The following is a 25363-nucleotide window of genomic DNA, read 5'->3' as shown; positions in this document are numbered from 1 at the left end:
ATGGAAAAAGTTTTTATCAATGCACTTCCCGTGCTCCGCATCTTAATCGAAGCAGGCCATCAGGCTTATTTTGTCGGAGGCGCAGTTCGTGACAGCTATATGAAACGAACGATCGGAGATGTCGATATCGCGACAGATGCGGCACCTGATCAAGTAGAACGGCTGTTTCAGCGGACTGTTGATGTAGGCAAAGAGCACGGGACCATTATTGTGCTCTGGGAGGATGAAACCTATGAAGTCACGACATTCCGGACTGAATCTGATTATGTTGATTTCAGAAGACCGTCAGAAGTGCAATTTATCTCATCATTAGAAGAGGATCTAAAACGCAGAGATTTAACGATCAATGCGATGGCCATGACAGCGGATGGGAAGGTGCTTGATTATTTTGGCGGCAAGAAAGATATTGATCAGAAAGTGATTCGAACCGTTGGAAAGCCTGAGGATAGATTTCAAGAGGATGCGCTTCGTATGCTGAGAGCCGTACGCTTTATGAGCCAGCTTGGCTTTACGCTTTCACCGGAAACAGAAGAAGCCATTGCGAAAGAAAAATCACTCCTCTCCCATGTTTCAGTCGAACGAAAAACTATAGAGTTCGAGAAATTGCTGCAGGGAAGAGCTTCTCGCCAGGCGCTTCAAACACTCATTCAAACGAGATTGTATGAAGAGCTTCCTGGTATTTATCATAAACGAGAAAACCTGATTTCAACGAGTGAGTTTCCATTCTTCTCTTTAACATCCCGTGAGGAACTTTGGGCTGCTCTTTTAATTAACCTTGACATAGTCTTGAAAGACGCGCCCCTTTTCCTGAAAGCCTGGAAGCTCCCGGGAAAAGTGATCAAGGAAGCCATTCACATTGCTGATACGTTTGGCCAGAGCCTTGACGTAATGACAATGTACAGAGCTGGGGAAAAAGCACTGCTCTCTGCGGCCAAAATATCGCAGCTTCGGCAAAACGAAAAACTGGATGAAAAGAAACTGAAGGACATTCAGTACGCTTATCAAAACCTGCCGATCAAAAGCCTTAAGGATCTTGATATCACGGGTAAGGACTTGCTTGCGCTTCGAAACCGGCCGGCTGGAAAATGGGTGTCGGAAGAATTACAGCGGATCGAGCAGGCTGTTGTGACAGGGAAGCTCTCCAATCAAAAGAAACACATAGAGGAGTGGCTGAAGACATGCGGTCAACATTAAGAAAAGACCTTATTGAATTATTTTCTCAGGCCGGCAATGAATTTATTTCCGGCCAAAAAATCAGTGATGCTCTCGGCTGTTCAAGAACTGCTGTGTGGAAGCATATTGAAGAGCTTCGGAAAGAGGGTTATGAAGTAGAAGCCGTTAGAAGAAAAGGATATCGGCTCATCAAAAAACCCGGAAAACTCAGTGAAAGCGAAATTCGTTTTGGATTAAAAACGGAAGTGATGGGCCAGCATCTTATTTACCATGACGTTCTTTCAAGCACGCAAAAAACGGCTCATGAGCTCGCGAATAATAACGCACCGGAAGGCACCCTCGTGGTGGCTGACAAACAAACAGCCGGAAGGGGCCGGATGTCTAGGGTATGGCATTCTCAAGAAGGAAACGGCGTTTGGATGAGCCTGATTTTGCGGCCTGACATTCCGCTCCAAAAAACACCGCAGCTGACTCTTCTTGCTGCAGTAGCTGTTGTGCAGGGAATAGAAGAGGCAGCAGGCATCCAAACGGATATTAAATGGCCAAATGATATTTTGATTAACGGAAAAAAAACAGTTGGCATCCTAACGGAAATGCAGGCTGAAGAAGATCGCGTACGTTCAGTGATCATTGGGATCGGCATTAACGTTAACCAGCAGCCTAATGATTTTCCAGATGAATTGAAGGACATCGCGACAAGCCTCTGCCAAGCTGCTGGGGAAAAAATTGATCGGGCCGGCGTCATCCAGCATATTTTACTATGCTTTGAGAAACGGTACCGGGATTATATGACGCACGGATTTACGCCGATTAAGCTTTTATGGGAAAGCTATGCGCTCGGTATTGGCACTAATATGAGAGCCAGAACGTTAAACGGAACCTTTTACGGTAAGGCGTTAGGTATAGATGATGAAGGCGTTCTGCTTTTAGAAACGAACGAAGGCATTAAAAAAATCTACTCTGCCGATATCGAATTGGGCTAATGTGTTGGTACAAGCCCGTTGATTTTGGTATACTTCCATTGGGCAGTATCGCCTGCGAACTGCACCTATTGTTAAAATAGATAGACATTGCAGCAGTCTGCCTTGATCCAAAAAAGGACTGGGACAGAGGGATGAAACTCGCCGAACTTTAGAAAGTGAAGAATCCTTCTCGTTGTAACGGAAGGTTTTTTGGCTTGCAGAAGAAAACGGCAGATCATCTCCTCTAAACATGAGGAGGAGAAAACATGAAAACAAAACTGGATTTTCTAAAAATGAAGGAGTCTGAAGAACCGATTGTCATGCTGACCGCTTATGATTATCCGGCAGCTAAACTTGCTGAACAAGCGGGAGTTGACATGATTTTAGTCGGTGATTCACTCGGAATGGTCGTCCTCGGCCTTGATTCAACTGTCGGTGTGACAGTTGCGGACATGATCCATCATACAAAAGCCGTTAAAAGGGGTGCGCCGAATACCTTTATTGTGACAGATATGCCGTTTATGTCTTATCACCTGTCCAAGGAAGATACGCTGAAAAATGCAGCGGCTATCGTTCAGGAAAGCGGAGCTGACGCACTGAAGCTTGAGGGCGGAGAAGGCGTGTTTGAATCCATTCGCGCATTGACGCTTGGAGGCATTCCAGTAGTCAGTCACTTAGGTTTGACACCGCAGTCAGTCGGCGTACTGGGCGGCTATAAAGTACAGGGCAAAGACGAACAAAGCGCCAAAAAATTAATAGAAGACAGTATAAAATGCGAAGAAGCAGGAGCTATGATGCTTGTGCTGGAATGTGTGCCGGCAGAACTCACAGCCAAAATTGCCGAGACGCTAAGCATACCGGTCATTGGAATCGGGGCTGGTGTGAAAGCGGACGGACAAGTTCTCGTTTATCATGATATTATTGGCCACGGTGTTGAGAGAACACCTAAATTTGTAAAGCAATATACGCGCATTGATGAAACCATCGAAACAGCAATCAGCGGATATGTTCAGGATGTAAGACATCGTGCTTTCCCTGAACAAAAGCATTCCTTTCAAATGAACCAGACAGTTCTTGACGGCTTGTACGGGGGAAAATAAGATGAGACAGATTACTGATATTACACAGCTGAAAGAAGCCATAAAACAATACCATTCAGAGGGCAAGTCAATCGGATTTGTTCCGACGATGGGGTTTCTGCATGAGGGGCATTTAACCTTAGCAGACAAAGCAAGACAAGAAAACGACGCCGTTATTATGAGTATTTTTGTGAATCCTGCACAATTCGGCCCTAATGAAGATTTTGAAGCATATCCGCGCGATATTGAGCGGGATGCAGCTCTTGCAGAAAACGCCGGAGTTGATATTCTTTTTACGCCAGTTGCTAAGGATATGTATCCCGGTGAAAAGAATGTCACGATTCATGTAGAAAGACGCACAGACGTGTTATGCGGGCGCTCAAGAGAAGGACATTTTGACGGGGTCGCGATCGTACTGACGAAGCTTTTCAATCTAGTCAAGCCGACTCGTGCCTATTTCGGTTTAAAAGATGCGCAGCAGGTAGCTGTTGTTGATGGGTTAATCAGTGACTTCTTCATGGATATTGAATTGGTTCCTGTCGATACGGTCAGAGAGGAAGACGGCTTAGCCAAAAGCTCTCGCAATGTATACTTAACAGCTGAGGAAAGAAAAGAAGCGCCTAAGCTGTATCGGGCCCTTCAAACAAGTGCGGAACTGATCCAAGCCGGTGAAAGAGATCCTGAAGCGGTGATAAAAGCTGCAAAAGAAATCATTGAAACGACTAGCGGAACCATAGACTATGTAGAGCTTTATTCCTATCCGGAACTCGAGCCTGTGAATGAAATTGCTGGAAAGATGATTCTCGCTGTTGCAGTTGCTTTTTCAAAAGCGCGTTTAATAGATAATATCATTATTGATATTCGAGAAATGGAGAGAATATAATATGTATCGAACAATGATGAGCGGCAAACTTCACAGGGCAACTGTTACGGAAGCAAACCTGAACTATGTGGGAAGCATTACAATTGATGAAGATCTCATTGATGCTGTGGGAATGCTTCCTAATGAAAAAGTACAAATTGTGAATAATAATAATGGAGCACGTCTTGAAACGTATATTATTCCTGGTAAACGGGGAAGCGGCGTCATATGCTTAAACGGTGCAGCCGCACGCCTTGTGCAGGAAGGAGATAAGGTCATTATTATTTCCTACAAAATGATGTCTGATCAAGAAGCGGCAAGCCACGAGCCGAAAGTGGCTGTTCTGAATGATCAAAACAAAATTGAACAAATGCTGGGAAACGAACCAGCCCGTACAATTTTGTAGAAGAAAATCCCCCTTTATCGGGGGTTTTCTTTTAAGATTTTGAGAGTAAAACGGTTTTGCCGCTCCATTTCCGTACAAAACGTGTTACACTTTTGTCGTATGCAAGAATTGAGGTGTCCATTTTAATGAATAAGCAACGGTTCGTTGTTATAGATGTAGAGACAACAGGGAATTCGCCGAAGAAAGGCGATAAAATCATACAAATCGCAGCGGTTGTAATCGAAAATGGACAAATTACTGAGCGGTTTTCAAAATACATTAATCCAAATAAATCAATCCCTGCTTTTATTGAGCAGCTTACTGGAATCTCTAATCAAATGGTAGAAAATGAACAGCCATTTGAAGCAGTTGCTGAAGAAGTATTCCAATTGCTTGATGGCGCTTATTTTGTCGCCCACAATATCCATTTTGACCTTGGATTTGTCAAGTATGAGCTGCATAAGGCGGGCTTTCAGCTCCCAGATTGTGAAGTGCTTGATACTGTCGAGCTCTCACGCATTGTTTTTCCGGGATTTGAAGGGTATAAGCTGACGGAATTAAGCGAGGAGCTTCAGCTGCGGCATGATCAGCCGCACCGGGCTGACAGCGATGCTGAAGTGACAGGGCTTATTTTTTTGGAAATCCTTGAAAAGCTGCGGCAGCTTCCTTATCCGACATTAAAGCAGTTAAGAAGGCTTTCGCAGCATTTCATCAGTGATCTGACGCATTTGTTGGATATGTTCATTAATGAAAACAGACATACCGAGATACCGGGCTATACGCGCTTTTCTTCGTTTTCTGTCAGAGAACCTGAAGCTATCGATGTTCGTATAAATGAGGACGAGAACTTCTCATTTGAGATCGAAAGCTGGGAAGCGGGAAATGAAAAAGCGCTGTCAGAGTTAATGCCTGGGTATGAAAAAAGAGACGGCCAAATGATGATGATGAGAGAGGTGGCTGATGCGTTTGCCAATCGTGAGCATGCGCTGATTGAAGCTCCTCCAGGCATCGGAAAAACGATTGGCTATCTGATTCCGGCTGCGCTTTTTGCCAAGAAATCAAAAAAGCCGGTCATAATCAGCACGTATTCGACGCTTTTACAGCAGCAGATTCTCACAAAGGATTTGCCGATTGTCCAAGATCTGTTTCCATTTCCGGTAACAGCGGCGATTTTAAAAGGGCAATCGCATTATTTATGCCTGTATAAATTTGAGCAGGTGCTTCATGAAGAAGATGATAATTATGATGCCGTACTGACAAAGGCACAGCTTCTCGTTTGGCTGACAGAGACAAATACAGGAGATGTAGCGGAACTGAATTTGCCTTCAGGCGGAAAATTGCTGTGGGACAGATTGGCTTATGACGATGACTCCTATAAAAGAAGTCGCAGTGAGCATGTGATCGGTTTTTACGAGCGGGCCAAACAGATTGCTATGCGCTCCGATTTGGTGATCACCAATCATTCCCTTTTGCTGACCGATGAAGGCAGCCAGAAAAAAAGGCTTCCCGAAAGCGGCACATTTATTATTGATGAAGCACACCATTTTGAACGTGCGGCAAGCGAACATTTAGGGAAAAGAGCCACGTACATAGAATTGCATACGAAATTGAGCAGAATCGGCACTCTGAAGGAGCAGGGACTTCTAAAAAAGATGAGACAGCTATTCCAGCGAAACAGCCTGCCGGTTGATTCATTTTTCGAATTGGAAGAGTGGCTTCAGCACGTTCAAGCAGAAAGTGATGCTTTCTTCAGCTCTGTACATTCTTTTGTCAAACGAAGAAAACCTAAAGAAGACTTAAACCGTCTAGTGTTTAAGGTGAACAAAGAAAGCCAGGATAAAAGCTGGTCGATCTTAACGGATGGTGCGGAGAGGCTTTGTTCCATGCTGACACATTTGCAGCAGCTTTTTGAGGCACAGTCATCCCTGATGGAAAAACATTTGAAGGGTATGAAGAGCAAAACCGTCTTTTTAGCCGATGAATACCAAAGAAGCATGAAAGGCTTGCAGCATTACTGTCAGACGTTGCAGAAGCTCTTCTTTGGGTCTGATGATGATGAAGCGGTTTGGATTGAAATAGATGCAAAGGGTGCGAAAAATGCAGTGGCCATTTACGCACAGCCTCTTGAACCTGGTGAACTTCTGGCTGATCAGTTTTTCGCGCGCAAAAATAGTGTGGTGCTGACATCTGCAACCCTTACAGTCGAAGGTTCTTTTCAATTTATGATTGAACGACTGGGACTGAGTGACTTTTTCCCGCGGACAATGAGAATTGAGTCACCCTTTTCTTACGATGAGCGTATGCAGGTGATGATTCCAAAGGAAATGAAATCAATTCAGGATACAGGGCAACCTGAATTTATACAGGATACAGCCCGTTATATCGAACTGATGGCAAAGGAAAAACAGCCTAAAATTCTTGTGCTGTTTACATCCCATGATATGCTGAAAAAGGTTCACCAGGAGCTTAAGCATAACATGAGTGCTTCCGGCATTCAGCTCTTGGCACAAGGGATTACAGGCGGAAGTCCCGGCAAGCTGATGAAGACTTTTAAAACATCCAATCAGGCGATCCTGCTCGGAACAAATCATTTTTGGGAAGGCGTTGATTTCCCTGGTGATGAGCTGACGACAGTAATGATCGTGAGGCTCCCATTCCGGTCCCCTGATCACCCGCTTCATGCTGCAAAATGTGAGCTTGCCCGCAAAAAAGGAAAGAATCCGTTTCAAACAGTGTCATTACCGGAAGCTGTGCTGACCTTCAGGCAAGGAATCGGACGCTTGCTGCGTTCTGCGGGAGACAAGGGAACGATTATTATATTGGACAGACGGATTAAAACCGCTGGTTACGGCCGGCTGTTTCTTGATGCCTTGCCGACAACCTCAGTATCCGAAATGACTGACAGCGAGCTTGAAGCTTATGTTGCAGGGGAAAAAGAATAAAAGCCGCATAAAGCGGCTTTTGCGGTGTGGGAGTAGGATGGTGTTTTATTTAAAAGCGGATTTCCCGCTCTGTGATACTAGTATGGCGTGTCCTGAAATGGAGTATGACTAACAATATTTGTTCAAACTGGAGGATGAAAAAATGGAAAGTAAAATCGAAATTCTTTCAACAATTAATGTAGAGCATTCTGATGATCTGTATAAAATTGTGGACACATTGAATCGTACACTGAAAAGAGAAAATCTGATGTTCGGCCTTGCACTGGATGAAGAAAACAAAAACCAAGCCGTTTTTACCATTTATCGTACGTAGGTGAGAAGATGAGAAAAAAAGCATTAATATTTACCGTCATTTTTGGTATTATTTTTTTAGCAGTACTTCTTGTCTCGGCAAGCATTTATAAATCAGCCATGGCACAAAAGGAAGAGGGGCACGAAGCAGCAGCTGCTGAAGCTAAAAAAGAAACCGATCTCGCCCATGTTGATCAAGTCGAAACATTTGTCGGAAAAGAGAAATATTATGTTGTAAAGGGAACGGATAAAAAAGGCACTGCATTATATGTCTGGGTTCCTGCTGATAAAAAAGCAAAAATTCTCTCAAAAGAAGCGAAAGAGGGAATCTCTGAAGACAAAGCGGCGAAAATCATAAAGGATGAAGGGCTGGTTTCAAAGCAAAAAGAGGTTCATCTGGCAAGAGAAGGAAACGTCCTGCTTTGGGAAGTGACGTACTTAGACAAAGAAGGGCAATACAGTTTAAGTTATGTGGACTTTACAACTGGAAAGATTCTCAAAAATATCACGCCTTAAGACGAATTAGGGGGAGTTCAAGTTGAAACTGGCAAAAAGAGTATCCGCATTAACACCATCAACCACACTGGCAATCACAGCGAAAGCGAAAGAACTGAAAGCCGCAGGCCATGATGTCATCGGCTTAGGAGCAGGAGAACCTGACTTCAATACACCGCAGCATATTATTGATGCCGCTGTGCGTTCGATGAACGAGGGCCATACGAAATACACGCCTTCCGGTGGTTTGGCTGAACTGAAAAACAGCATTGCAGAGAAATTTAAACGCGACCAGAATATTGAATACAAACCGTCTCAAATTATTGTCTGCACTGGTGCCAAACATGCTCTGTATACCCTTTTCCAAGTGATTTTGGATGAAGAAGATGAAGTTATTATTCCAACGCCTTACTGGGTAAGCTACCCGGAACAGGTGAAACTCGCTGGCGGAAAGCCTGTTTATGTAGAAGGGCTTGAGGAAAATCACTTCAAAATTTCGCCTGAGCAGCTGAAAAATGCAATTACGGAAAAAACAAAAGCAATCGTTATTAACTCTCCAAGCAACCCGACTGGTGTCATGTATACGGAAGAAGAACTATCTGCACTCGGTGAAGTGTGCCTTGAACATGATATCTTGATTGTGTCAGATGAAATTTATGAAAAACTTACATACGGCGGAAAGAAACATGTTTCCATTGCACAGCTGTCAGACAGACTGAAAGAGCAAACGGTCATTATAAACGGCGTATCGAAGTCCCACAGCATGACAGGCTGGAGAATCGGTTATGCGGCAGGCTCTGAAGACATTATTAAAGCGATGACGAACCTTGCAAGCCACAGCACGTCAAACCCGACATCAATCGCACAATACGGAGCGATTGCTGCTTATAACGGGCCTTCTGAGCCATTGGAAGAAATGAGAGAAGCATTTGAACATAGATTAAATACGATCTATGCAAAGCTCATAGAAATTCCAGGGTTCAGCTGTGTGAAGCCGGAAGGTGCTTTTTACTTGTTCCCAAATGCAAAAGAGGCAGCTCAATCTTGCGGTTTCAAAGATGTAGATGAATTTGTTAAAGCGCTTCTCGAGGAGGAAAAAGTTGCGATTGTTCCAGGATCCGGATTTGGCTCTCCTGAGAATGTCCGTCTTTCTTATGCAACATCGTTAGATCTTCTTGAAAAAGCCATTGAAAGAATCAAGCGTTTTGTAGAAAAACATAGCTAACAGATCAAAAAGCGGCTGACAGAAAAGCCGCTTTTTATCTGCATTGACCCGGTTAGTTAAGAGCGGGTATAATAAAGTGATGATAAAAGAGTTCGCGGGGCAATGAGCTTCCGAATGTCTTTCTTGTTTTGGAGGGAAATATGTTGAAAACAACAATCAACCAAGTGTACAAGCACGTAGGTGAGGAAGTAACGATCGGAGCTTGGGTCGCTAATAAGCGTTCAAGCGGGAAAATTGCGTTTTTACAGCTTCGGGACGGTACCGGTTTTATTCAGGGTGTCGTAGTAAAAGCGGAAGTGGAAGAAAGCATTTTCCAAACAGCTAAATCAGTGACGCAGGAAACGTCGCTCTATATAAAAGGGATTGTCAAAGAGGACGAGCGTTCTCCGCTTGGATATGAACTTGCTGTGACAGATATTGAAGTCATTCACGAAGCGACCGATTATCCAATTACACCAAAAGAACACGGAACGGAATTTTTGATGGATCACAGACATTTATGGCTGCGTTCAAAGCGCCAGCATGCGATCATGAAAATCCGTAATGAAATCATTCGCGCGACTTACGAATTCTTTAATAACGAAGGCTTCGTAAAAGTGGATCCGCCGATTTTGACTGGAAGCGCACCTGAAGGAACAACAGAACTCTTTGCGACAAAGTACTTTGATGAAGATGCATATCTGTCTCAAAGCGGCCAGCTCTACATGGAAGCTGCGGCAATGGCTTTAGGAAAAGTATTCTCTTTCGGACCGACATTCAGAGCGGAAAAGTCTAAAACAAAGCGTCACTTAATCGAATTCTGGATGATCGAACCGGAAATGGCGTTTGTAGAATTTGAAGAAAACCTTCAAGTACAGGAAAATTACGTTTCTTTCATCGTGCAATCAGTTCTTAAAAATTGCAAAATTGAACTAAACACATTGGGAAGAGACACGTCAAAACTTGAGCAAATCAAAGCTCCGTTCCCAAGAATTACGTATGATGAAGCGATTGAATTTCTGAAAGAAAAAGGCTTTGACGATATCGAGTGGGGAGATGATTTCGGAGCGCCTCATGAAACAGCGATTGCTGAACATTATGACAAACCGGTATTCATCACTCGCTATCCGACGTCCTTAAAACCGTTCTATATGCAGCCGGCTTCTGACCGTGAGGACGTTGTGCTTTGCGCTGACTTGATTGCGCCGGAAGGCTATGGAGAAATCATCGGCGGGTCTGAACGGATTCACGATATGGAACTTTTGGAATCGCGTCTAAAAGAACATGGACTGGATTCTGACGCATATAAATGGTATGCTGAACTTAGAAAATATGGATCAGTTCCTCATTCCGGCTTCGGCCTTGGATTAGAGCGGACAGTAGCTTGGATCAGCGGAGCGCCTCACGTTCGTGAAACGATCCCGTTCCCAAGACTGTTAAACCGTCTGTATCCGTAATACATTCAAATGAAACAAAAAAGAGTCTCCTGCAAGGGAGACTTTTTACAGTAAAGGGGCAATCACAATCCTTTACAGTAAGAGGTGTGACGATGAAAAAACAGCAATTTATTGATATGCAGGAGCAGGGAACATCAACCATCCCCAATCTTCTGCTCACGCATTATAAACAGCTTGGGCTTAATGAAACTGAACTTATTCTGCTGTTAAAAATTAAAATGCATTTAGAAAAAGGATCATATTTTCCTACACCGAATCAGCTGCAGGAAGGTATGTCAATTTCTGTTGAAGAATGCACAAACAGATTGCGGATGTTTATTCAAAAAGGCTTTCTGTTTATTGAAGAATGCGAGGATCAAAACGGCATCAAATTTGAGAAATATTCTCTTCAGCCTTTATGGGGGAAACTGTACGAGTATATTCAGCTTGCACAGAATCAAACAAAGGAAAGAAAAGCAGAAGGGGAACAAAAAAGCCTTTATACCATTTTTGAGGAAGAGTTCGCAAGGCCGTTATCGCCTTTGGAGTGTGAAACGCTGGCGATCTGGCAGGACCAGGATCAGCATGACGCACAACTGATCAAACACGCGTTAAAAGAGGCTGTACTATCAGGAAAACTCAGTTTCCGCTACATTGACCGGATTTTGTTTGAATGGAAGAAAAACGGGCTTAAAACTGTGGAGCAGGCGAAAATACACAGCCAAAAATTCCGGCGTGTACAAGCAAAGCAAAATGAACCGCAAAAAGAGTATAAAAGGCAGGTTCCTTTTTACAATTGGCTTGAACAATAAAGTGAAAAGGTGACAATCGTGTTAAATCTAAAACAAATTGAATTCTGTTTAGACAAGATAGGTGACATGTTTCCTCATGCGGAGTGTGAACTGGTTCATTCCAATCCTTTTGAATTAGTGGTGGCTGTTGCTTTATCTGCGCAATGTACAGATGCACTTGTAAACAGAGTGACCAAAACATTATTCCAAAAATATAAACGGCCGGAAGACTATTTGGCTGTTCCGCTGGAAGAGCTTCAGCAGGATATTAAATCAATCGGTTTATATCGTAATAAAGCGAAAAATATTCAAAAGCTGAGTAAAATGATTATTGAAGATTACGGCGGAGAAGTGCCGAGAGACCGCGATGAGCTTGTCAAACTGCCAGGGGTCGGGAGAAAGACTGCAAACGTAGTGGTATCCGTTGCGTTTGGCGTGCCGGCCATTGCCGTAGATACCCATGTGGAGAGAGTCAGCAAACGATTGGGCATTTGCCGGTGGAAGGACTCGGTTCTGGAAGTTGAAAAGACGCTGATGCGCAAGGTTCCCAAAGAAGACTGGTCCGTTACGCATCACCGGCTTATTTTCTTCGGCAGATATCACTGTAAAGCCCAATCTCCGCGCTGTGCGGAGTGTCCGCTGCTTTCTTTGTGCAGAGAAGGGCAGAAGAGGGATAAAAAAGGACTGGTGAAACGATGACGCAAGCAAAAGAAGTGTTGGCTTCCTATGAGCAATACTTGCGCAGTCTTGGCCAGAAGAGTTCCTCGGATATGAAGAAAACCTTGCAGACCAATCCCGTGTATTTTGATTTCTGCACGGAATTACAAGGCGATTTGCCATGGGAGGACAGCGGGAAATACGTTCCGCTTTTATTTGAAGTGTGGGATGACATCAAAGCATCACTTCTCCCAGTCTTTCAAACACGAAAATCGAGATGTGACCAAAACGAAATGTTAAAGGGCATTGTGTGTTTGCTGGCTTCGTTACATTGGACAGCAGGTGAGCCGGTGAAATCGCTCGATTGGCAAGAACTGAGGGAGAAATCATATCCCGCAAAGCCGATTAATTGGGCTGAACGAGTGGAATTTATTCTTCTTAAGCCGACCCAATACCATTGCTTTATTCAGCTTGATGAGCTGTTTACCGAAATGAAAAAGCATTTTTACAAATATCATGCGATGAATCGATAAAACCTCCTGTTAAAACGGGAGGTTTTTTATTGTGTGCCAAAAAAGCCATCACCCCAAAGGTGACGGCTTTTTTGGTTAATTTGTTTTTTCAATGGATGATGAGTTTGTTTGTGTTTTATTAGAAGTGTCTGTTTTATTTTTATTCGTGTCAGAACCTGTTGAATCATTCTTACCAGAGTTCGAATCACCATCCGACGTATCCTGGTTGTTACTGTTGTCGTTATCGTTATCGTTTGATTGGTCTTGGTTATTGTTGTCGGACGGATTGGTGTTCGTATTGTCTTGTTTTTTGTCTTGATCGTTTGTTGAATCATCTGTCTGATCTTGATCCGTCTGACCGTCATCTTTTTGAGAATCATCAGTTTGTGTATCATCCTGAGTCTTCTCATCATCTTGTTTTTCATCATCAGTTTGCTGCTGGTCTTTTTTATCTTCATCGTCTTCAGCTTTTGGCACCTCATAGGATGTGGAAGCTGTACTTTTGCCATCATCACTGACGGCTGTTACTTCGAATTTGTACACAGATCCTGGCTGCACACCCGAAATGACTGCTTCTTTTGCAGAGCTGTTTTGAATTTCCGAGTAGCTGCCGCCGTCAACAGATTGCTTAACAGCAAAGGTCGCATCTCCGTCGTAATTCCAGCTTAACGTTAAAGATTGATTGTCTTTATCGTATTTCACGTTTAAACCAGACAGTTTAGCTGTTTCCTCTTTTTCTTCTTTCACATATGTTTTAGAAACAGTAGAAGGAGCTGTGCCTTTAACAAAGTACTCTGTGAGCTTCTTATCGCTTGGCGTATTTGGACCTGCCAGTTTTGCCGGATTAGAACCTTTTTCTACGGTGGCTTCCACTACGCTGTCAGGCTTCTCAAATGATCCGCTTCCGTCATCGACATCGGCGATGAGCTGGGCGAAGATGCGCTTTGCAATCTGTTGCTCTGTTTTATTTAAAGATTTTTTTCCTATCTTATTTTGAGAATCTACACCTGTCCAAACAGCAGCGGTATATTGAGGTGTATATCCTACAAACCATGAATCTGGTACACCGCCTTGTGCGATATTGTATTTTTGCATATCCGCTTCATCAAAGTTTGTTGTACCTGTTTTACCTGCAACTTCCACTCCCGGAACTTGGGCGAGCTGTCCAGTACCTGTCTTAACAGCTGTTTTCAGCATATCTGTAATCATGAAGGCTGTATAATCGCTCATTGCTGATTTTGATTTCGGTGTTAAGTCAAGCTTCGTGCCGTCATTAAATTCTATTGATTTCACAAAATGCGGTTCGTTATATGTTCCGTTATTTCCGAAGGCGCTGTATGCTCCTGCCATTGTCAGTGAAGAGACACCGACATTCCCTTTTCCGAATCCTCCAATAGAGTAGGATTCATATACAGTATCTTTATCTAATCCCAGCCCAAGTCCATTGGCAAAGTCTACCGCGGCATCTTTTCCGACTGCTTGGAATGCTTTTAGAGCCGGGATGTTACGTGATTGGGCGAGGGCTTCACGCATAGACATGACCCCTTTATAGGAACGGTCAAAGTCTCGAATAGGTGTTCCATCTGAATACGTGTAAGCTGAGTCATCAATTTGCTCGTAAGTTGACCATTTTTTATTTTCAATCACTGGACCGTAGTCGAGAATAGGTTTAATGGTAGACCCAGGCTGTCGCTGGGCTTGGGTCGCGTAATTATAGCCACCAACCGTTGAATCTCTTCCGGCGCCAATCGCCCGCACTTCTCCGGTTTTTGTATCGAGAAGCGTCACACCGCCCTGCATGCCTTCAGTAAATCCGACGGTGTCTCCGTCCATTAATTCATCTAGTTTATCTTGTGCTTTTGTATCTAATGTCGTATAGATCTTTAATCCGTCAGCAGATGGATCGACATCAGATTTTTCATCAATTTCCTTCATAACCTCTTCAACAAATGCGCTGTATTTGTTTGTACTTGCTTTTTCATATTCCTTCTGTGACACGACGCCTTCGTCTTTCACTGCCACTTTTTTCGCTTTGTTATATTGAGAATCAGAAATAAATCCTTGCTTTTTCATCAGACTGAGTACGATGTTGCGTCGTTTTTCCGCTTTATCCGGGTTTTTGACCGGGTTGTACGCTGTTGGGCTCTGCGGCATTCCTGCAAGCGTCGCAGCCTGTTCGACAGTCAATTTGCTTAAATCTGTAACGCCGAAAAATTCTTCCGCCGCTTTTCCGATTCCGTATGCTCTAGGAGAAAAATAAATCCGGTTTAAATACATTTCTAAAATTTCATCTTTAGAGTAATTGCGCTCCAGCTGAATCGAAAGCCATACTTCCTGCACCTTCCGTTTCAACGTCTTCTGATGTGAAAGAAGGGAGTTTTTGACGACCTGCTGGGTGATCGTACTTCCGCCTTCAGCCCCGAAGCCGTCTTTAAAGTTGGCAACTAAAGCACCGCCGATACGGACAGGGTCAATCCCGTGGTGCTCATAAAAACGAGCGTCTTCTGTCGCGATAAAGGCTTCTTTTACAACATCGGGAATTTCATCTATCGAGACGTAGGTCCGTTTTTCGGCGCCGACTTCGGCGATCTCTTTTCCATTTTTATCATAAATCGTTGATGAATAAGGCGTCTTCAATTTGCTTTCATCAAGTGACGGCGCATCAGAAACCATGACGGCAAATGTAACAGCACCGCCGACTACGCCTAAAACAAACAGAATGAGTAAAGTGAAAAGGGTCTTTTTAAACAATCCGCCCTTTTTTCGTTTCTTGCCTTTTTTCGGTGAAGGACTCGACTTGCTGTTCGCTTTTCGTCGAGCTTCACGGCTGTTAAATTGATCTGACATAACATCTCAACCTTTCGTTAATCAACCTTTCGCACCAGATGATGGCGAAAAATAAAGCTGTTCAATAATACTAATATAATCAATTCTGGGTGCGTATCCAAGAGAAATCGGATAAGCTGTTTCTTCCAACTCATCTTTTCGAATTGATTTTCTGCCGTTTTTTTCTTTTCTGTCCCAGAAATAAAACAGCTTATCGGCTTCCAAAAAATAAACCTGGTCGAAAGCGGATATAATAACAAAACAAATACCGTCTTGAGCCTTTACCTGCTTCATATGCTCGATTTGATGGTCATGAAAATTCTGCAGGGGGAAAGAGGTCTTGTTTTTCGTTTCTTTCGCCTCAAAATCAATATACCGCCCTTTGTAAATCCCATTGTAGTCTGTTGTCGATGATTGTTTAAAGTAAGCTTCTTTAATCACTGCGGCACTTCTTTTTGGATAATGGACATTTACAATTTGAACAGGTGTCGGCTTTTTGTGTATAACGGCAATTTGGTTTGTCAGATAATACTTATTCGTTTCGTTTAAGTCATCTTCGAGGGTCATTCCGCGATTACTGTAAGACGGGGCCCTTTTCTGACTGTTTTGGGATGAAACCGAATGTTTCGGCTGAAATGTTTTTCCATTAGGATACCGAATCACTTTCTCATCCTCCTTATTAAACTAATCATGACGGAAGTGAATGAACGTGCAAGAACAACAGGCCATCAGAAAGATTCTGAGCCGGATTGAGCGGCAGACAAAAATAAAAAACGCGGATAACATTTCAAGAACAAATGCTTATAAAGCATTTTACGACCGTCACCCGGAAATCAAATGGTCGCTTTTGGCTTCTTTCGTTTCTCGTAATGCCGGCTGGTCAATGACTGACTTAAAAGGCAGTCTGTTTCAGCTTGGACTCCGTGAGAGACAGCAAGAATGGTTCTTTTTAGCCTATGAAAGAGCGAACTGGCTTATTTTTTCGGATGCCTATCCGCAGCTTCTTTTATACCACTGGTCAAAAAGAGTCGAGAAACCGCTGTTTCATCTTCTGCATGTGTTTGGCGTCTCACAATTTATGTCGGAAGAATGGACCCGTTTTTGGCATGAGCGAAATGCGGAGCGGCTAATGTATGCCCTCATTATAAATGAACAAAACACTATCCAAACACCTATTATACAAAATCCTTCGTTTAAAAAGAATGTTTTTGACACGATTCCTTTTTATTTAAGTGACTGGTTTCATTTTAACACCGTTATTTTTCCTTCCTCAAATGGGTTTCTTTATGGCATTTCAGTGAAACGCTTTTCAAAGGCGGAGGAAAGGATAAGGCTGGGTAAGCAGCTGTCTCAATTGCTGTTCAAGCCAGAATTGTTCTCCTCTTTTTATCACTTTTTGCACACAGTGCCGCACTCAGGTTCCCGTTTTGATATGGAAAAGATGATCGGGATTACAAAAAGAACATCTCCTATGCTAAGGACATGCTACCCTGAGTTAATCCACTCATTAGACGGAACGAAAACAGATTGGTTTCATGGAAAGATAAAGAAAACGTTCTTTAGGCGCGAGGAATTGCCGAAGCAGATTGAATTGACAGACTGGTATTTACATAAAAAGCGCCAGCTTCATGCGCTTTTTGCGGTGGAGCAGTGGCTGAAAAAATAAAGAAGCAAGGAAATTCCTTGCTTCTTACGTAGAAGGGCGGTTCGGGCCGCCTAATTTTTTATCTAAAGAATCGATTGCCTTTGATTCAGTCTTTTTTTGCTGGCCGGCTTTTTTCGGTCTTGTTTTCATACGGCACCTCCTCACAAGTATCGTTTGCATTAAGGAGGAGGATCATACAATTTTTGCGGGTGTTTTTGTCGAAAACTTCAGCTTTTCGTGGAATACCTGTTTGTTTGGCGATTTGCTTCTAGTTTTGTCATGAGGAAGGAAAGAGCCTGGAGAGCAAAGAATTTTAACCGGGAGAGACAAGGAAAGGGAGGTACACGAATGTCCGGTTATGTATGCAAGACAGATATTCTCCGTATGCTTTCTGATATAGAAGATGAATTAACGCGAGCTGAGCAAAGCCTGAATCATTCTGTAAATGCATTAGAGGCTGAGATGCGGGAAACGGAAAACGATCGCCTAAGTATGCTTGAAGAAGAAATCATAGATCTTCATATTTGTATAAATGAGCTGTATCAATCGCCTGAACACAGGTATGCGTTTGAGAAGGTATACCGCATCGGCTGAATTTGTGAGTGAAATTTGGTACGATAGGTATTGAGGTGAAAGGTATTGCTATCACAAACATTGCTGGAAATGACCGAGCAAATGATTGAAGTTGCTGAAAAAGGCGCTGATCGGTATCAGGAAGGAAAAAACAGTAATCATTCTTATGATTTTTTTGAGACGATAAAGCCTGCAGTTGAAGAGAATGATGAACTGGCGGCCCGCTGGGCAGAGGGTGCTCTTGAATTGATAAAAGCCCACCGGCCAAAATATGTGCATAAAGAGCAAATTGAGACCGTAAAAGATAATTTCCTGGAATTGGTCCTTCAATCATATGTTCATCATATTCATAAAAAACGATTCAAGGACATCACTGAGTCAGTCCTTTATACATTGCACGCAGTAAAGGATGAAATTGCAAGAGAAGACAGCCGGTAAAAGGCTGTCTTCTTTTCGTTTTTATAGGGGGCCGGACGTTAATTCATCTCATATGCCGGGCTTTCTGCTCCATTTGCTTCGAGAACCTTCATACTGTTACGAAACTCAGTTATGCTGAGATGTCCTTGAATATAGAGGAACTTGGCAAAGTCCATCAGTTTATTCATACAGTCTGTTTCATATTTCTTCATTTCTGCAAAACGTTTGCTTAAGTATGATACGTTCATTATGGTGCATCCCCTCTCATCTGTATTGAAAATATGGTACCATAATGATTCGACTTTTTTCTGTTTTTAAAAAATTTAAACTTTCGACACAATTTGACAAATGCTAATCATCACTTGTGACACAAACAATAGAAGTCATTCATACATATATAGAAGAGAAATATGTTGTGTTTAGGGGGGAATCGCAATGAACAGGAGCTCTCGAAGCTATCCTCGGCAAATGGGCTATTATTATCCTCAGCAAATGCAAGGATATTATCAGCAGGCTGCACCCGGTTATTTAGAGCAACAACTGCCTCAGCAGCATTATGGACAGCAGGATTATTATCAGCCCTATGCTCCGATCCAGCCTATGCCTATGCAGCCGCCTGTATTTTCTAACCCTTATCCTATCCCAAGGCCTAATCAACAGCAGCCTTCGCAATTTCAAAGCATTATGTCGCAGTTCAAAAAAGCCAATGGGCAATTTGATTTTAATAAAATGATGGATACGACAGGTCAAGTAATGAGTGCAATGAATCAGGTCGGATCTTTAATAAAGGGATTTACCAGCTTTTTTAAATGATAGAAGCATGAATGAATCGTTCATTCATGCTTATTTTTTGGAAAGAAAAGTGTCATTGTCTGCTCGTTCCAAGACGTTTCCATATCTTCTTGGCGAACTTCATAAGGCAGCTGAACCGTTCTTGTCATGCTTGTAAAGGTAGCCTCATTTTGGTGTTTCTGTTTTTCTTGGAGTGTTACATGGAGATACCTCGATTTAACATCAACGACGATCTCGCCATCTCGAAACGTCGCCGGTATGGTAATATCGATATACAGCCCAGTATCTTTTTCTCTGACATGTATGGTCGTCTGCACATCCTTTAAACTCGAGTTGATTAGGTTCTGAAATCCGTTTATAAGGTTGCCGAACGCTGAGGATTGGAAAAGAGTGTCGATTGCCTCCGTTATGATTTCTTCTTTCTTTTGCAGTTCGTTCTTTTTGTCATCATGGAATTCCAATTTCGCTACCGCCTTTTTTAACCAGATTATGCGTCTATGCCAGATGTTGTTATAAATTGAAGCAAAATTGAAAGTGTGGTTAAATAGTGGTGAATGAAGGGATAACGGTTGAAGTGAATGAGAAGGGAGAAAATACATTGCTGAAAAAATTATTCGGAATGGGCAAAACTCAGGAAAAGGTGACAGAAGAGGTTATTTATTCTCCGGCAGACGGTACAGTAATGGACCTGTCAGATGTGCCGGACCCTGTTTTTTCACAGAAAATGATGGGAGAAGGAATAGCGGTGGAACCTTCTAACGGTGAAATCGTTTCTCCCGCTGAAGGTGAAGTCATTCAGATTTTCCACACCAAACACGCCGTTGGCATTCGGACTCGCTCGGGAATTGAGCTGTTAATTCATGTCGGGCTGGAGACAGTCAATATGAACGGAGAAGGATTTACTGCCCACATTAAAGAAGGGGATAAAGTGAAGGTCGGTGACCCGCTGATTACATGTGATTTGGAATTAATAAAAGAAAAAGCGAGCAGCACAGTCATCCCAATCGTTATAATGAATGGTGAGGCTGTAGGATCAATGGTACCGGCAGGCGAAAAGGCTGCTCGTAAAGGCGAATCAAAGCTCCTTACAATAAAAGCGAAATAAGCAGGGCGTACGCCTTGCTTTTTTTATTCAACTGTATAAAATTTGCACCTAGCCATGCAAACAAATATTCGGTAAACTGTACTTGACAAAGAGGTGTAAAGAATGAAAAAGAAATCACTGACTGAACTCATTTCTGATTTAAAAGGAAATGAAAACGTTGTGAATTGGCATGAAATTGAGCCTCGGGAAGCAAAAACAAGGCCTATGCCCGAAAGTATAGACGAGAGAATCAAAGCGGCCCTTTCGAAAAGGGGCATTGATGAACTATATACTCACCAATATTCCGCTTTTCAATATGTGCAAAAAGGAGAGAGCATCGTTACCGTAACGCCAACAGCATCAGGAAAAACGTTATGCTACAACCTCCCAGTCCTGCAGTCCATCGCCCAAGATGAAACAAACCGCGCGTTATATTTATTTCCGACTAAAGCGCTGGCACAAGACCAAAAGAGCGAGCTAAATGAAATTATTGATGAAATGGGCATTGATATTAAAAGCTTTACATATGACGGGGATACGTCTCCGGCAATCAGACAAAAGGTGAGAAAAGCAGGTCATATTGTCATTACAAACCCCGATATGCTGCATTCTGCCATTCTACCGCATCATACGAAATGGGTCAGTTTGTTTGAAAACCTTAAGTATATCGTCATCGATGAGCTTCATACGTATCGAGGTGTGTTCGGCAGCCATGTGGCAAATGTGATCCGGCGGCTGAAGCGGATCTGCCGGTTTTATGGAAGTGATCCAGTTTTTATTTGTACTTCCGCAACGATTGCCAACCCAAAGGAATTGGGAGAGCAGCTGACAGGCAAACCGATGCGGCTGGTCGATGACAACGGCGCACCGAGCGGACGCAAGCATTTTGTGTTTTACAATCCGCCAATTGTGAACAAACCGCTGAATATTAGAAGGAGCGCAACCGCAGAAGTGAATGAACTGGCGAAAGAGTTCCTTAAAAACAAAGTGCAGACCATTGTTTTTGCCAGAAGCAGAGTTCGGGTGGAAATTATTTTAAGCCATATTCAGGAGCTTGTGAAAAAAGAGATTGGAACAAAATCAATCAGAGGCTATCGGGGAGGCTATCTGCCGAAAGAGCGAAGAGAAATCGAAAAAGGCCTGAGAGAAGGCGACATTTTAGGAGTGGTCAGTACGAATGCCTTAGAGCTTGGTGTTGATATCGGCCAGCTGCAAGTGTGTGTAATGACGGGGTATCCCGGAAGTGTTGCAAGTGCTTGGCAGCAGGCGGGACGAGCCGGCAGAAGACACGGTGAATCTTTGATTATCATGGTAGCCAATTCAACACCGATTGACCAATATATTGTGCGGCATCCTGAATATTTCTTTAATCGTTCGCCTGAATCTGCAAGAATCAATCCGGAGAATTTGATTATTTTAGTAGACCACTTAAAGTGTGCGGCTTATGAGCTTCCTTTTAGAGCTGATGAAGAATTTGGACCCATGGAAGTCAGTGATATTCTTGAGTATCTTGAGGAAGAGGCTGTTCTTCACCGCAACGGCGAACGGTACCATTGGGCAAGTGAGTCGTTCCCTGCTTCAAACATCAGTTTGCGTTCCGCCTCCCAGGAAAATGTCGTTATAGTTGATCAGTCGGATATTGCAAATGTAAGGATTATCGGTGAAATGGACCGTTTTAGTGCGATGACGCTTTTGCATGATGAAGCGATTTATTTGCATGAAGGCGTTCAGTATCAAGTTGAGAAGCTCGATTGGGACCATAAAAAGGCGTATGTCAGAAAAGTCGATGTCGAATATTATACGGATGCAAACCTGGCAGTTCAGCTGAAGGTATTAGAAATCGATAAAACGAAAGAAAAAAGCCGTACGTCATTGCACTACGGAGACGTCACTGTCAATGCCCTGCCGACCATTTTTAAAAAAATAAAAATGACCACTTTTGAAAATATTGGGTCTGGACCTATTCATTTGCCGGAAGAAGAACTGCATACAAGTGCAGCTTGGCTCGAAATCAAAACAGCGGATGAAGACATCGGGGAAAAGACACTGGAACAGCTGCTTCTTGGCATCTCGAATGTGCTGCAGCATATTGTCCCTGTGTATATCATGTGTGATCGAAATGATGTTCATGTTGTTTCTCAAATTAAAGCAGCCCATACCGGATTGCCAACCATATTTTTATATGATCATTATCCGGGCGGTATCGGTTTGGCGGAGGAAGTCTTTAAACGTTTTTCAGACATTAATGAAGCGGCGAAACAACTGATTACACATTGTCCTTGTCATGACGGCTGTCCGTCTTGTATAGGTACGGAAATAGAAGGGATAAAAGCAAAGGAAAGAATTTTGCAGCTGTTGGATCAAATGTCGTAAGGAGGGAGGCCGGATATGTCATTAAAAGGGAAACTCCAGCGGATGAAAAAGCACATGGCGCTCGACGAAGGAGAACAAAAAATAGAAGCAGGCAAACAAGAAAACCACTTTGATGACATCCCGTTTTTAGAAGAGTGGGAGGCTTTTGGCATGAAGCCTTTCATCTTCGAAGATGAATATTGCCTCATCAGAGAAGTAGAATATCCGCTTTCTCACCGCCATGGGTTATACAGCTTTTCTGAGCTTGAGGAAGTGATCACACTGTGGAATCAAAGCGGCCTGTCGCATACATTGTCAGCAAAAGGGTATAACAAAAACAACCTCTTTTTCTTTGATACAGAAACAACCGGTCTTGGGGGTGGAGCTGGGAATACCATTTTTTTGCTTGGGCATGCGAGAGTATATGAAGACCGAGTGACAGTCAAACAGCATCTTTTGCCCAAACCGGGGAACGAAGTCGCCTTGTACCAAAGCTTTTTAAGCGAGGTTGACATTACATCACTTGTGACCTACAACGGCAAAGCCTTTGATTGGCCGCAGGTGAAAACAAGGCACACCTTGATCCGTGAAAGACTTCCGAAGCTTCCGGAGTTTGGCCACTTTGATCTTTTGCATGGAGCTAGACGCCTGTGGAAACACAAAATGGACCGTGTATCTCTTGGCACGGTTGAAAAAGAGGAGCTCGGCATCCGCAGGCTAGAAGACACACCGGGCTACTTGGCGCCAATGCTTTACTTTCATTTTATCAAGGCGCAAGAGCCGGATCTTTTAAAAGGTGTCCTGCATCATAATGAAATGGATGTGTTATCACTCATTTCATTGTACATCCATATGTCTAAAAAAATCCTTTCAGAATCACATGCGCCAAAAGAACACAGTGAAGCCTATGCTATGGCGAAATGGTTTATGGCTCATAAGGAAACGGACCAAGCGATCAAGCAGTTGGAAAGGCTTATAGAAAAATCGTTTGAGGACCAGGACGGTGCACGGCTGGATTTATCGCTCCTGTACAAAAAACAAAATCGCTTGGAAGAAGCAGTGCCGCTTTGGGAAAAGCTGTCCCGCTCGCAAAACCAGAAGTGCAGATACGCTGCTGTAATAGAGCTCGCGAAATATTTTGAGCATAAGAAAAAAGAATTCGGAAAAGCATTGCAAATAGCAGAGCAATTGCTTAGCGATGCGGCATGCTTATCAGAGAAAGAAACTGAAAAACTGCATGTGAGAATTGCCCGGCTGAAGAGGAAATATTCCTCTTAAATATTCCCCGGGAAAGCGCAAAAGACGACTTGTTTCGCCATGAATTTTTTTTTGCTGAATTCACATTGATTTTGTTGTAGAATAGCGGCGAATCCTGTAAAATGACGTTAGTTATTTTTAAAGGGAGAGTTGGTATGTATAAGGGTGTTTTTTACTTGTTCTTTGTTGTGGTATTTTTGATTGCTTTTGTGTTTTCAAACTTTAAAGACAGCTTAATTGCACACTTTTAAAATAGGTCTTTGCATCAGAACATGTACCCCTTATTTTTCATAGCTTAGTATTGTAATAAAGTTTATGGAAAGGGGATTTTATCATGCATCACTGCAGACCGCATATGATGGCGCCAATTGTCCATCCTACTCATTGCTGTGAACACCATACGTTTTCGAAGACTATCGTGCCGCACATTCACCCACAGCATACAACAAACGTAAACCACCAGCATTTTCAGCACGTTCACTACTTTCCACACACTTTCTCAAATGTTGACCCGGCTACGCATCAGCATTTTCAAGCAGGAAAACCTTGCTGCGACTACTAGTATGGAAAACGTGCAGCTTGATGGTGTAAACAATGCAGCACAACAAATGGGGCCCACGGGAGCCCCATTTTTTAAAGCAGGTGAAATGATGAAAGTATTGGCAATAACGGGCTATAAACCGTTTGAACTCGGGATATTTAAGCAGGATGACAAGGCGCTGTATTACATAAAAAAAGCCATTAAGAATCGGCTGATTGCTTTTTTGGATGAAGGATTAGAATGGATTTTAATTTCGGGCCAGCTTGGAGCGGAGCTGTGGGCGGCAGAAGCTGCATATGATTTGCAGGAGGAATACCCTGACTTAAAAGTAGCTGTCATCACACCGTTTTACGAGCAGGAAAAGAACTGGAAAGAACCGAATAAGGAACAGTATGAAGCAGTTCTGTCTCAGGCAGACTATGAAGCAAGCCTGACTCACCGTCCTTATGAAAGCCCGCTTCAATTCAAACAAAAAAATCAGTTCTTCATTGATAAGTCCGACGGGCTTCTGCTTTTATATGACCCGGAAAAGGAAGGCTCCCCTAAGTATATGCTTGGGACAGCGGAAAAAAGGCGCGAAAAGGATGGCTATCCCATCTACTTTATTACAATGGATGACTTGAGAGTGACAGTAGAGGAAGACAGCTACTCATAGCAATAAGAGAAATTTGACAACCGTACAGATTTCTGAAAAAATATATGTGATGATTCACGATACGAGGTGAAAAAGATGCTTGCTGATAAAGTAAAGCTTTCTGCGAAAGAAATTTTGGAAAAAGAATTTAAAACAGGCGTTAGAGGCTACAAGCAAGAAGACGTTGACAAATTTTTAGATATGATTATTAAGGATTATGAAACCTTCCATCAAGAAATTGAAGAACTGCAGCAGGAAAATCTGCAGCTGAAAAAACAGCTTGAAGAAGCTAGCAAAAAACAGCCTGTGCAATCTAACACAACAAACTTTGATATTTTAAAACGGCTGTCTAACTTAGAAAAACACGTTTTTGGCAGCAAGCTTTATGATTGATCACGCTTGAAAAAAATGGCGCTTGTAAATTGTAAACAGTTGTTATATAATAATTCATGT

29 protein-coding genes are annotated in these 25363 nt (G+C 42.9%); 24 read left to right on the top strand and 5 right to left on the bottom strand.

Going from position 1 to position 25363, the window contains the following annotated elements:
• From NSQ12_RS11515 to NSQ12_RS11455, 13 genes are all read left to right on the top strand, one after another.
• The gene (locus NSQ12_RS11515; protein ID WP_339174771.1) at nucleotides 1–1194 is read left to right on the top strand and encodes a CCA tRNA nucleotidyltransferase; all 1194 of its coding nucleotides are present in this window, start codon (nucleotides 1–3) and stop codon (nucleotides 1192–1194) included.
• Entirely contained in the window at nucleotides 1179–2156 is a 978-nt protein-coding gene (locus NSQ12_RS11510; RefSeq protein ID WP_029726776.1) for a biotin--[acetyl-CoA-carboxylase] ligase, read from the top strand. The genes NSQ12_RS11515 and NSQ12_RS11510 overlap by 16 nt, the downstream gene beginning before the upstream one ends.
• Nucleotides 2157–2401: 245 nt before the next feature.
• Entirely contained in the window at nucleotides 2402–3235 is an 834-nt protein-coding gene (gene panB / locus NSQ12_RS11505; RefSeq protein WP_003230652.1) for a 3-methyl-2-oxobutanoate hydroxymethyltransferase, read from the top strand.
• Nucleotide 3236: 1 nt separating this feature from the next.
• The gene (panC, locus tag NSQ12_RS11500; RefSeq protein ID WP_339174768.1) at nucleotides 3237–4097 is read left to right on the top strand and encodes a pantoate--beta-alanine ligase; all 861 of its coding nucleotides are present in this window, start codon (nucleotides 3237–3239) and stop codon (nucleotides 4095–4097) included.
• Between the two features lies 1 nt (nucleotide 4098).
• The gene (gene panD / locus NSQ12_RS11495; RefSeq protein WP_003225586.1) at nucleotides 4099–4482 is read left to right on the top strand and encodes an aspartate 1-decarboxylase; all 384 of its coding nucleotides are present in this window, start codon (nucleotides 4099–4101) and stop codon (nucleotides 4480–4482) included.
• Nucleotides 4483–4607: 125 nt separating this feature from the next.
• Complete coding sequence (gene dinG / locus NSQ12_RS11490) at nucleotides 4608–7403, top strand: ATP-dependent DNA helicase DinG (RefSeq protein ID WP_015251827.1); 2796 nt, start codon at nucleotides 4608–4610, stop codon at nucleotides 7401–7403.
• Nucleotides 7404–7545: 142 nt separating this feature from the next.
• Entirely contained in the window at nucleotides 7546–7716 is a 171-nt protein-coding gene (locus NSQ12_RS11485) for a YpmA family protein (RefSeq protein WP_015251828.1), read from the top strand.
• Nucleotides 7717–7724: 8 nt separating this feature from the next.
• Nucleotides 7725–8210 (top strand): cell wall elongation/penicillin-binding protein regulator TseB, encoded by a 486-nt coding sequence (tseB, locus tag NSQ12_RS11480; RefSeq protein WP_003230665.1) that lies wholly within the window; start codon nucleotides 7725–7727, stop codon nucleotides 8208–8210.
• Between the two features lie 22 nt (nucleotides 8211–8232).
• Nucleotides 8233–9414, top strand: coding sequence for an aspartate transaminase AspB (aspB, locus tag NSQ12_RS11475; RefSeq protein WP_003230667.1), 1182 nt, complete (start codon nucleotides 8233–8235; stop codon nucleotides 9412–9414).
• 143 nt (nucleotides 9415–9557) lie between these two features.
• Nucleotides 9558–10850 carry an asparagine--tRNA ligase gene (gene asnS, locus NSQ12_RS11470; RefSeq protein ID WP_004398777.1) on the top strand — a complete coding sequence of 431 codons (1293 nt, stop codon included), beginning with the start codon at nucleotides 9558–9560 and terminating at the stop codon, nucleotides 10848–10850.
• Between the two features lie 92 nt (nucleotides 10851–10942).
• Nucleotides 10943–11641 carry a DNA replication protein DnaD gene (gene dnaD / locus NSQ12_RS11465; RefSeq protein ID WP_029726781.1) on the top strand — a complete coding sequence of 233 codons (699 nt, stop codon included), beginning with the start codon at nucleotides 10943–10945 and terminating at the stop codon, nucleotides 11639–11641.
• Between the two features lie 18 nt (nucleotides 11642–11659).
• The gene (nth, locus tag NSQ12_RS11460; RefSeq protein WP_009967580.1) at nucleotides 11660–12319 is read left to right on the top strand and encodes an endonuclease III; all 660 of its coding nucleotides are present in this window, start codon (nucleotides 11660–11662) and stop codon (nucleotides 12317–12319) included.
• A complete protein-coding gene (locus tag NSQ12_RS11455) occupies nucleotides 12316–12810 on the top strand; it encodes a YpoC family protein (protein WP_029726783.1) in 495 nt (164 codons plus the stop codon). The genes nth and NSQ12_RS11455 overlap by 4 nt, the downstream gene beginning before the upstream one ends.
• Nucleotides 12811–12885: 75 nt before the next feature.
• Here NSQ12_RS11455 and NSQ12_RS11450 read toward each other — a convergent pair whose 3' ends face one another.
• On the bottom strand, nucleotides 12886–15636 hold the full coding sequence (locus NSQ12_RS11450) for a PBP1A family penicillin-binding protein (RefSeq protein WP_124058495.1): 2751 nt from the start codon (nucleotides 15634–15636) through the stop codon (nucleotides 12886–12888).
• A gap of 21 nt (nucleotides 15637–15657) precedes the next feature.
• Entirely contained in the window at nucleotides 15658–16278 is a 621-nt protein-coding gene (gene recU, locus NSQ12_RS11445; RefSeq protein ID WP_004399067.1) for a Holliday junction resolvase RecU, read from the bottom strand.
• A gap of 40 nt (nucleotides 16279–16318) precedes the next feature.
• On the opposite strand from recU, the gene NSQ12_RS11440 reads away from it, so the two are divergent.
• Entirely contained in the window at nucleotides 16319–17281 is a 963-nt protein-coding gene (locus NSQ12_RS11440) for a DUF2515 domain-containing protein (RefSeq protein ID WP_032729081.1), read from the top strand.
• A 24-nt stretch (nucleotides 17282–17305) separates the two neighbouring features.
• Here the strand turns inward: NSQ12_RS11440 and sspM are convergent, their stop codons facing one another.
• Nucleotides 17306–17410, bottom strand: a complete 105-nt coding sequence (gene sspM, locus NSQ12_RS11435) for an acid-soluble spore protein SspM (RefSeq protein ID WP_003225606.1) — start codon at nucleotides 17408–17410, stop codon at nucleotides 17306–17308.
• 198 nt (nucleotides 17411–17608) lie between these two features.
• Here sspM and NSQ12_RS11430 point away from each other — a divergent pair, with 198 nt between their 5' ends.
• Nucleotides 17609–17854 carry a YppD family protein gene (locus NSQ12_RS11430; protein WP_015251831.1) on the top strand — a complete coding sequence of 82 codons (246 nt, stop codon included), beginning with the start codon at nucleotides 17609–17611 and terminating at the stop codon, nucleotides 17852–17854.
• A 45-nt stretch (nucleotides 17855–17899) separates the two neighbouring features.
• Nucleotides 17900–18271, top strand: a complete 372-nt coding sequence (locus tag NSQ12_RS11425) for a YppE family protein (protein WP_015714151.1) — start codon at nucleotides 17900–17902, stop codon at nucleotides 18269–18271.
• 38 nt (nucleotides 18272–18309) lie between these two features.
• Here the strand turns inward: NSQ12_RS11425 and NSQ12_RS11420 are convergent, their stop codons facing one another.
• Entirely contained in the window at nucleotides 18310–18498 is a 189-nt protein-coding gene (locus NSQ12_RS11420; protein ID WP_003230690.1) for a YppF family protein, read from the bottom strand.
• A 187-nt stretch (nucleotides 18499–18685) separates the two neighbouring features.
• On the opposite strand from NSQ12_RS11420, the gene NSQ12_RS11415 reads away from it, so the two are divergent.
• Complete coding sequence (locus NSQ12_RS11415; protein ID WP_014477159.1) at nucleotides 18686–19063, top strand: YppG family protein; 378 nt, start codon at nucleotides 18686–18688, stop codon at nucleotides 19061–19063.
• A 20-nt stretch (nucleotides 19064–19083) separates the two neighbouring features.
• Here the strand turns inward: NSQ12_RS11415 and NSQ12_RS11410 are convergent, their stop codons facing one another.
• Nucleotides 19084–19503 (bottom strand): Hsp20/alpha crystallin family protein, encoded by a 420-nt coding sequence (locus NSQ12_RS11410; protein ID WP_014477158.1) that lies wholly within the window; start codon nucleotides 19501–19503, stop codon nucleotides 19084–19086.
• Between the two features lie 137 nt (nucleotides 19504–19640).
• Between NSQ12_RS11410 and NSQ12_RS11405 the strand changes: the two genes are divergently transcribed.
• The 7 genes from NSQ12_RS11405 (at nucleotide 19641) to gpsB (ending at nucleotide 25303) form a co-directional block, all read left to right on the top strand.
• Complete coding sequence (locus NSQ12_RS11405) at nucleotides 19641–20147, top strand: PTS glucose transporter subunit IIA (RefSeq protein WP_069703931.1); 507 nt, start codon at nucleotides 19641–19643, stop codon at nucleotides 20145–20147.
• A 102-nt stretch (nucleotides 20148–20249) separates the two neighbouring features.
• Nucleotides 20250–22499 carry an ATP-dependent helicase MrfA gene (gene mrfA, locus NSQ12_RS11400; RefSeq protein WP_003230697.1) on the top strand — a complete coding sequence of 750 codons (2250 nt, stop codon included), beginning with the start codon at nucleotides 20250–20252 and terminating at the stop codon, nucleotides 22497–22499.
• A gap of 15 nt (nucleotides 22500–22514) precedes the next feature.
• On the top strand, nucleotides 22515–23756 hold the full coding sequence (gene mrfB / locus NSQ12_RS11395) for a metal-dependent exonucleaseMrfB (RefSeq protein WP_339174762.1): 1242 nt from the start codon (nucleotides 22515–22517) through the stop codon (nucleotides 23754–23756).
• 101 nt (nucleotides 23757–23857) lie between these two features.
• Nucleotides 23858–23986, top strand: coding sequence for a hypothetical protein (locus tag NSQ12_RS11390; protein WP_003230707.1), 129 nt, complete (start codon nucleotides 23858–23860; stop codon nucleotides 23984–23986).
• Nucleotides 23987–24069: 83 nt separating this feature from the next.
• On the top strand, nucleotides 24070–24297 hold the full coding sequence (gene cotD, locus NSQ12_RS11385; RefSeq protein ID WP_010886551.1) for a spore coat protein CotD: 228 nt from the start codon (nucleotides 24070–24072) through the stop codon (nucleotides 24295–24297).
• An 88-nt stretch (nucleotides 24298–24385) separates the two neighbouring features.
• Entirely contained in the window at nucleotides 24386–24931 is a 546-nt protein-coding gene (locus NSQ12_RS11380; protein WP_174223203.1) for a DUF1273 domain-containing protein, read from the top strand.
• 75 nt (nucleotides 24932–25006) lie between these two features.
• A complete protein-coding gene (gene gpsB / locus NSQ12_RS11375; RefSeq protein ID WP_003225629.1) occupies nucleotides 25007–25303 on the top strand; it encodes a cell division regulator GpsB in 297 nt (98 codons plus the stop codon).
• Nucleotides 25304–25363: the final 60 nt, after the last annotated feature.

Source organism: Bacillus sp. PS95 (assembly GCF_037963565.1).
Lineage (GTDB): Bacteria > Bacillota > Bacilli > Bacillales > Bacillaceae > Bacillus > Bacillus subtilis.
This window is presented reverse-complemented; position numbering and strand designations above follow the sequence as displayed.

Bases quoted from the DNA above. Each gene is read 5' to 3' on its own strand.
- panC (WP_339174768.1), top strand. From the start codon at position 3,237: ATGAGACAGATTACTGATATTACACAGCTGAAAGAAGCCATAAAACAA.
- dnaD (WP_029726781.1), top strand. From the start codon at position 10,943: ATGAAAAAACAGCAATTTATTGATATGCAGGAGCAGGGAACATCAACC.
- NSQ12_RS11455 (WP_029726783.1), top strand. From the start codon at position 12,316: ATGACGCAAGCAAAAGAAGTGTTGGCTTCCTATGAGCAATACTTGCGC.
- gpsB (WP_003225629.1), top strand. From the start codon at position 25,007: ATGCTTGCTGATAAAGTAAAGCTTTCTGCGAAAGAAATTTTGGAAAAA.
- mrfB (WP_339174762.1), top strand. From the start codon at position 22,515: ATGTCATTAAAAGGGAAACTCCAGCGGATGAAAAAGCACATGGCGCTC.
- NSQ12_RS11380 (WP_174223203.1), top strand. From the start codon at position 24,386: ATGAAAGTATTGGCAATAACGGGCTATAAACCGTTTGAACTCGGGATA.
- cotD (WP_010886551.1), top strand. From the start codon at position 24,070: ATGCATCACTGCAGACCGCATATGATGGCGCCAATTGTCCATCCTACT.
- sspM (WP_003225606.1), bottom strand. From the start codon at position 17,410: ATGAAAACAAGACCGAAAAAAGCCGGCCAGCAAAAAAAGACTGAATCA.
- panB (WP_003230652.1), top strand. From the start codon at position 2,402: ATGAAAACAAAACTGGATTTTCTAAAAATGAAGGAGTCTGAAGAACCG.
- NSQ12_RS11415 (WP_014477159.1), top strand. From the start codon at position 18,686: ATGAACAGGAGCTCTCGAAGCTATCCTCGGCAAATGGGCTATTATTAT.
- NSQ12_RS11515 (WP_339174771.1), top strand. From the start codon at position 1: ATGGAAAAAGTTTTTATCAATGCACTTCCCGTGCTCCGCATCTTAATC.
- NSQ12_RS11450 (WP_124058495.1), bottom strand. From the start codon at position 15,636: ATGTCAGATCAATTTAACAGCCGTGAAGCTCGACGAAAAGCGAACAGC.
- dinG (WP_015251827.1), top strand. From the start codon at position 4,608: ATGAATAAGCAACGGTTCGTTGTTATAGATGTAGAGACAACAGGGAAT.
- NSQ12_RS11420 (WP_003230690.1), bottom strand. From the start codon at position 18,498: ATGAACGTATCATACTTAAGCAAACGTTTTGCAGAAATGAAGAAATAT.
- mrfA (WP_003230697.1), top strand. From the start codon at position 20,250: ATGAAAAAGAAATCACTGACTGAACTCATTTCTGATTTAAAAGGAAAT.
- panD (WP_003225586.1), top strand. From the start codon at position 4,099: ATGTATCGAACAATGATGAGCGGCAAACTTCACAGGGCAACTGTTACG.
- NSQ12_RS11510 (WP_029726776.1), top strand. From the start codon at position 1,179: ATGCGGTCAACATTAAGAAAAGACCTTATTGAATTATTTTCTCAGGCC.
- NSQ12_RS11485 (WP_015251828.1), top strand. From the start codon at position 7,546: ATGGAAAGTAAAATCGAAATTCTTTCAACAATTAATGTAGAGCATTCT.
- NSQ12_RS11390 (WP_003230707.1), top strand. From the start codon at position 23,858: ATGACGTTAGTTATTTTTAAAGGGAGAGTTGGTATGTATAAGGGTGTT.
- NSQ12_RS11430 (WP_015251831.1), top strand. From the start codon at position 17,609: ATGTCCGGTTATGTATGCAAGACAGATATTCTCCGTATGCTTTCTGAT.
- NSQ12_RS11440 (WP_032729081.1), top strand. From the start codon at position 16,319: ATGAACGTGCAAGAACAACAGGCCATCAGAAAGATTCTGAGCCGGATT.
- tseB (WP_003230665.1), top strand. From the start codon at position 7,725: ATGAGAAAAAAAGCATTAATATTTACCGTCATTTTTGGTATTATTTTT.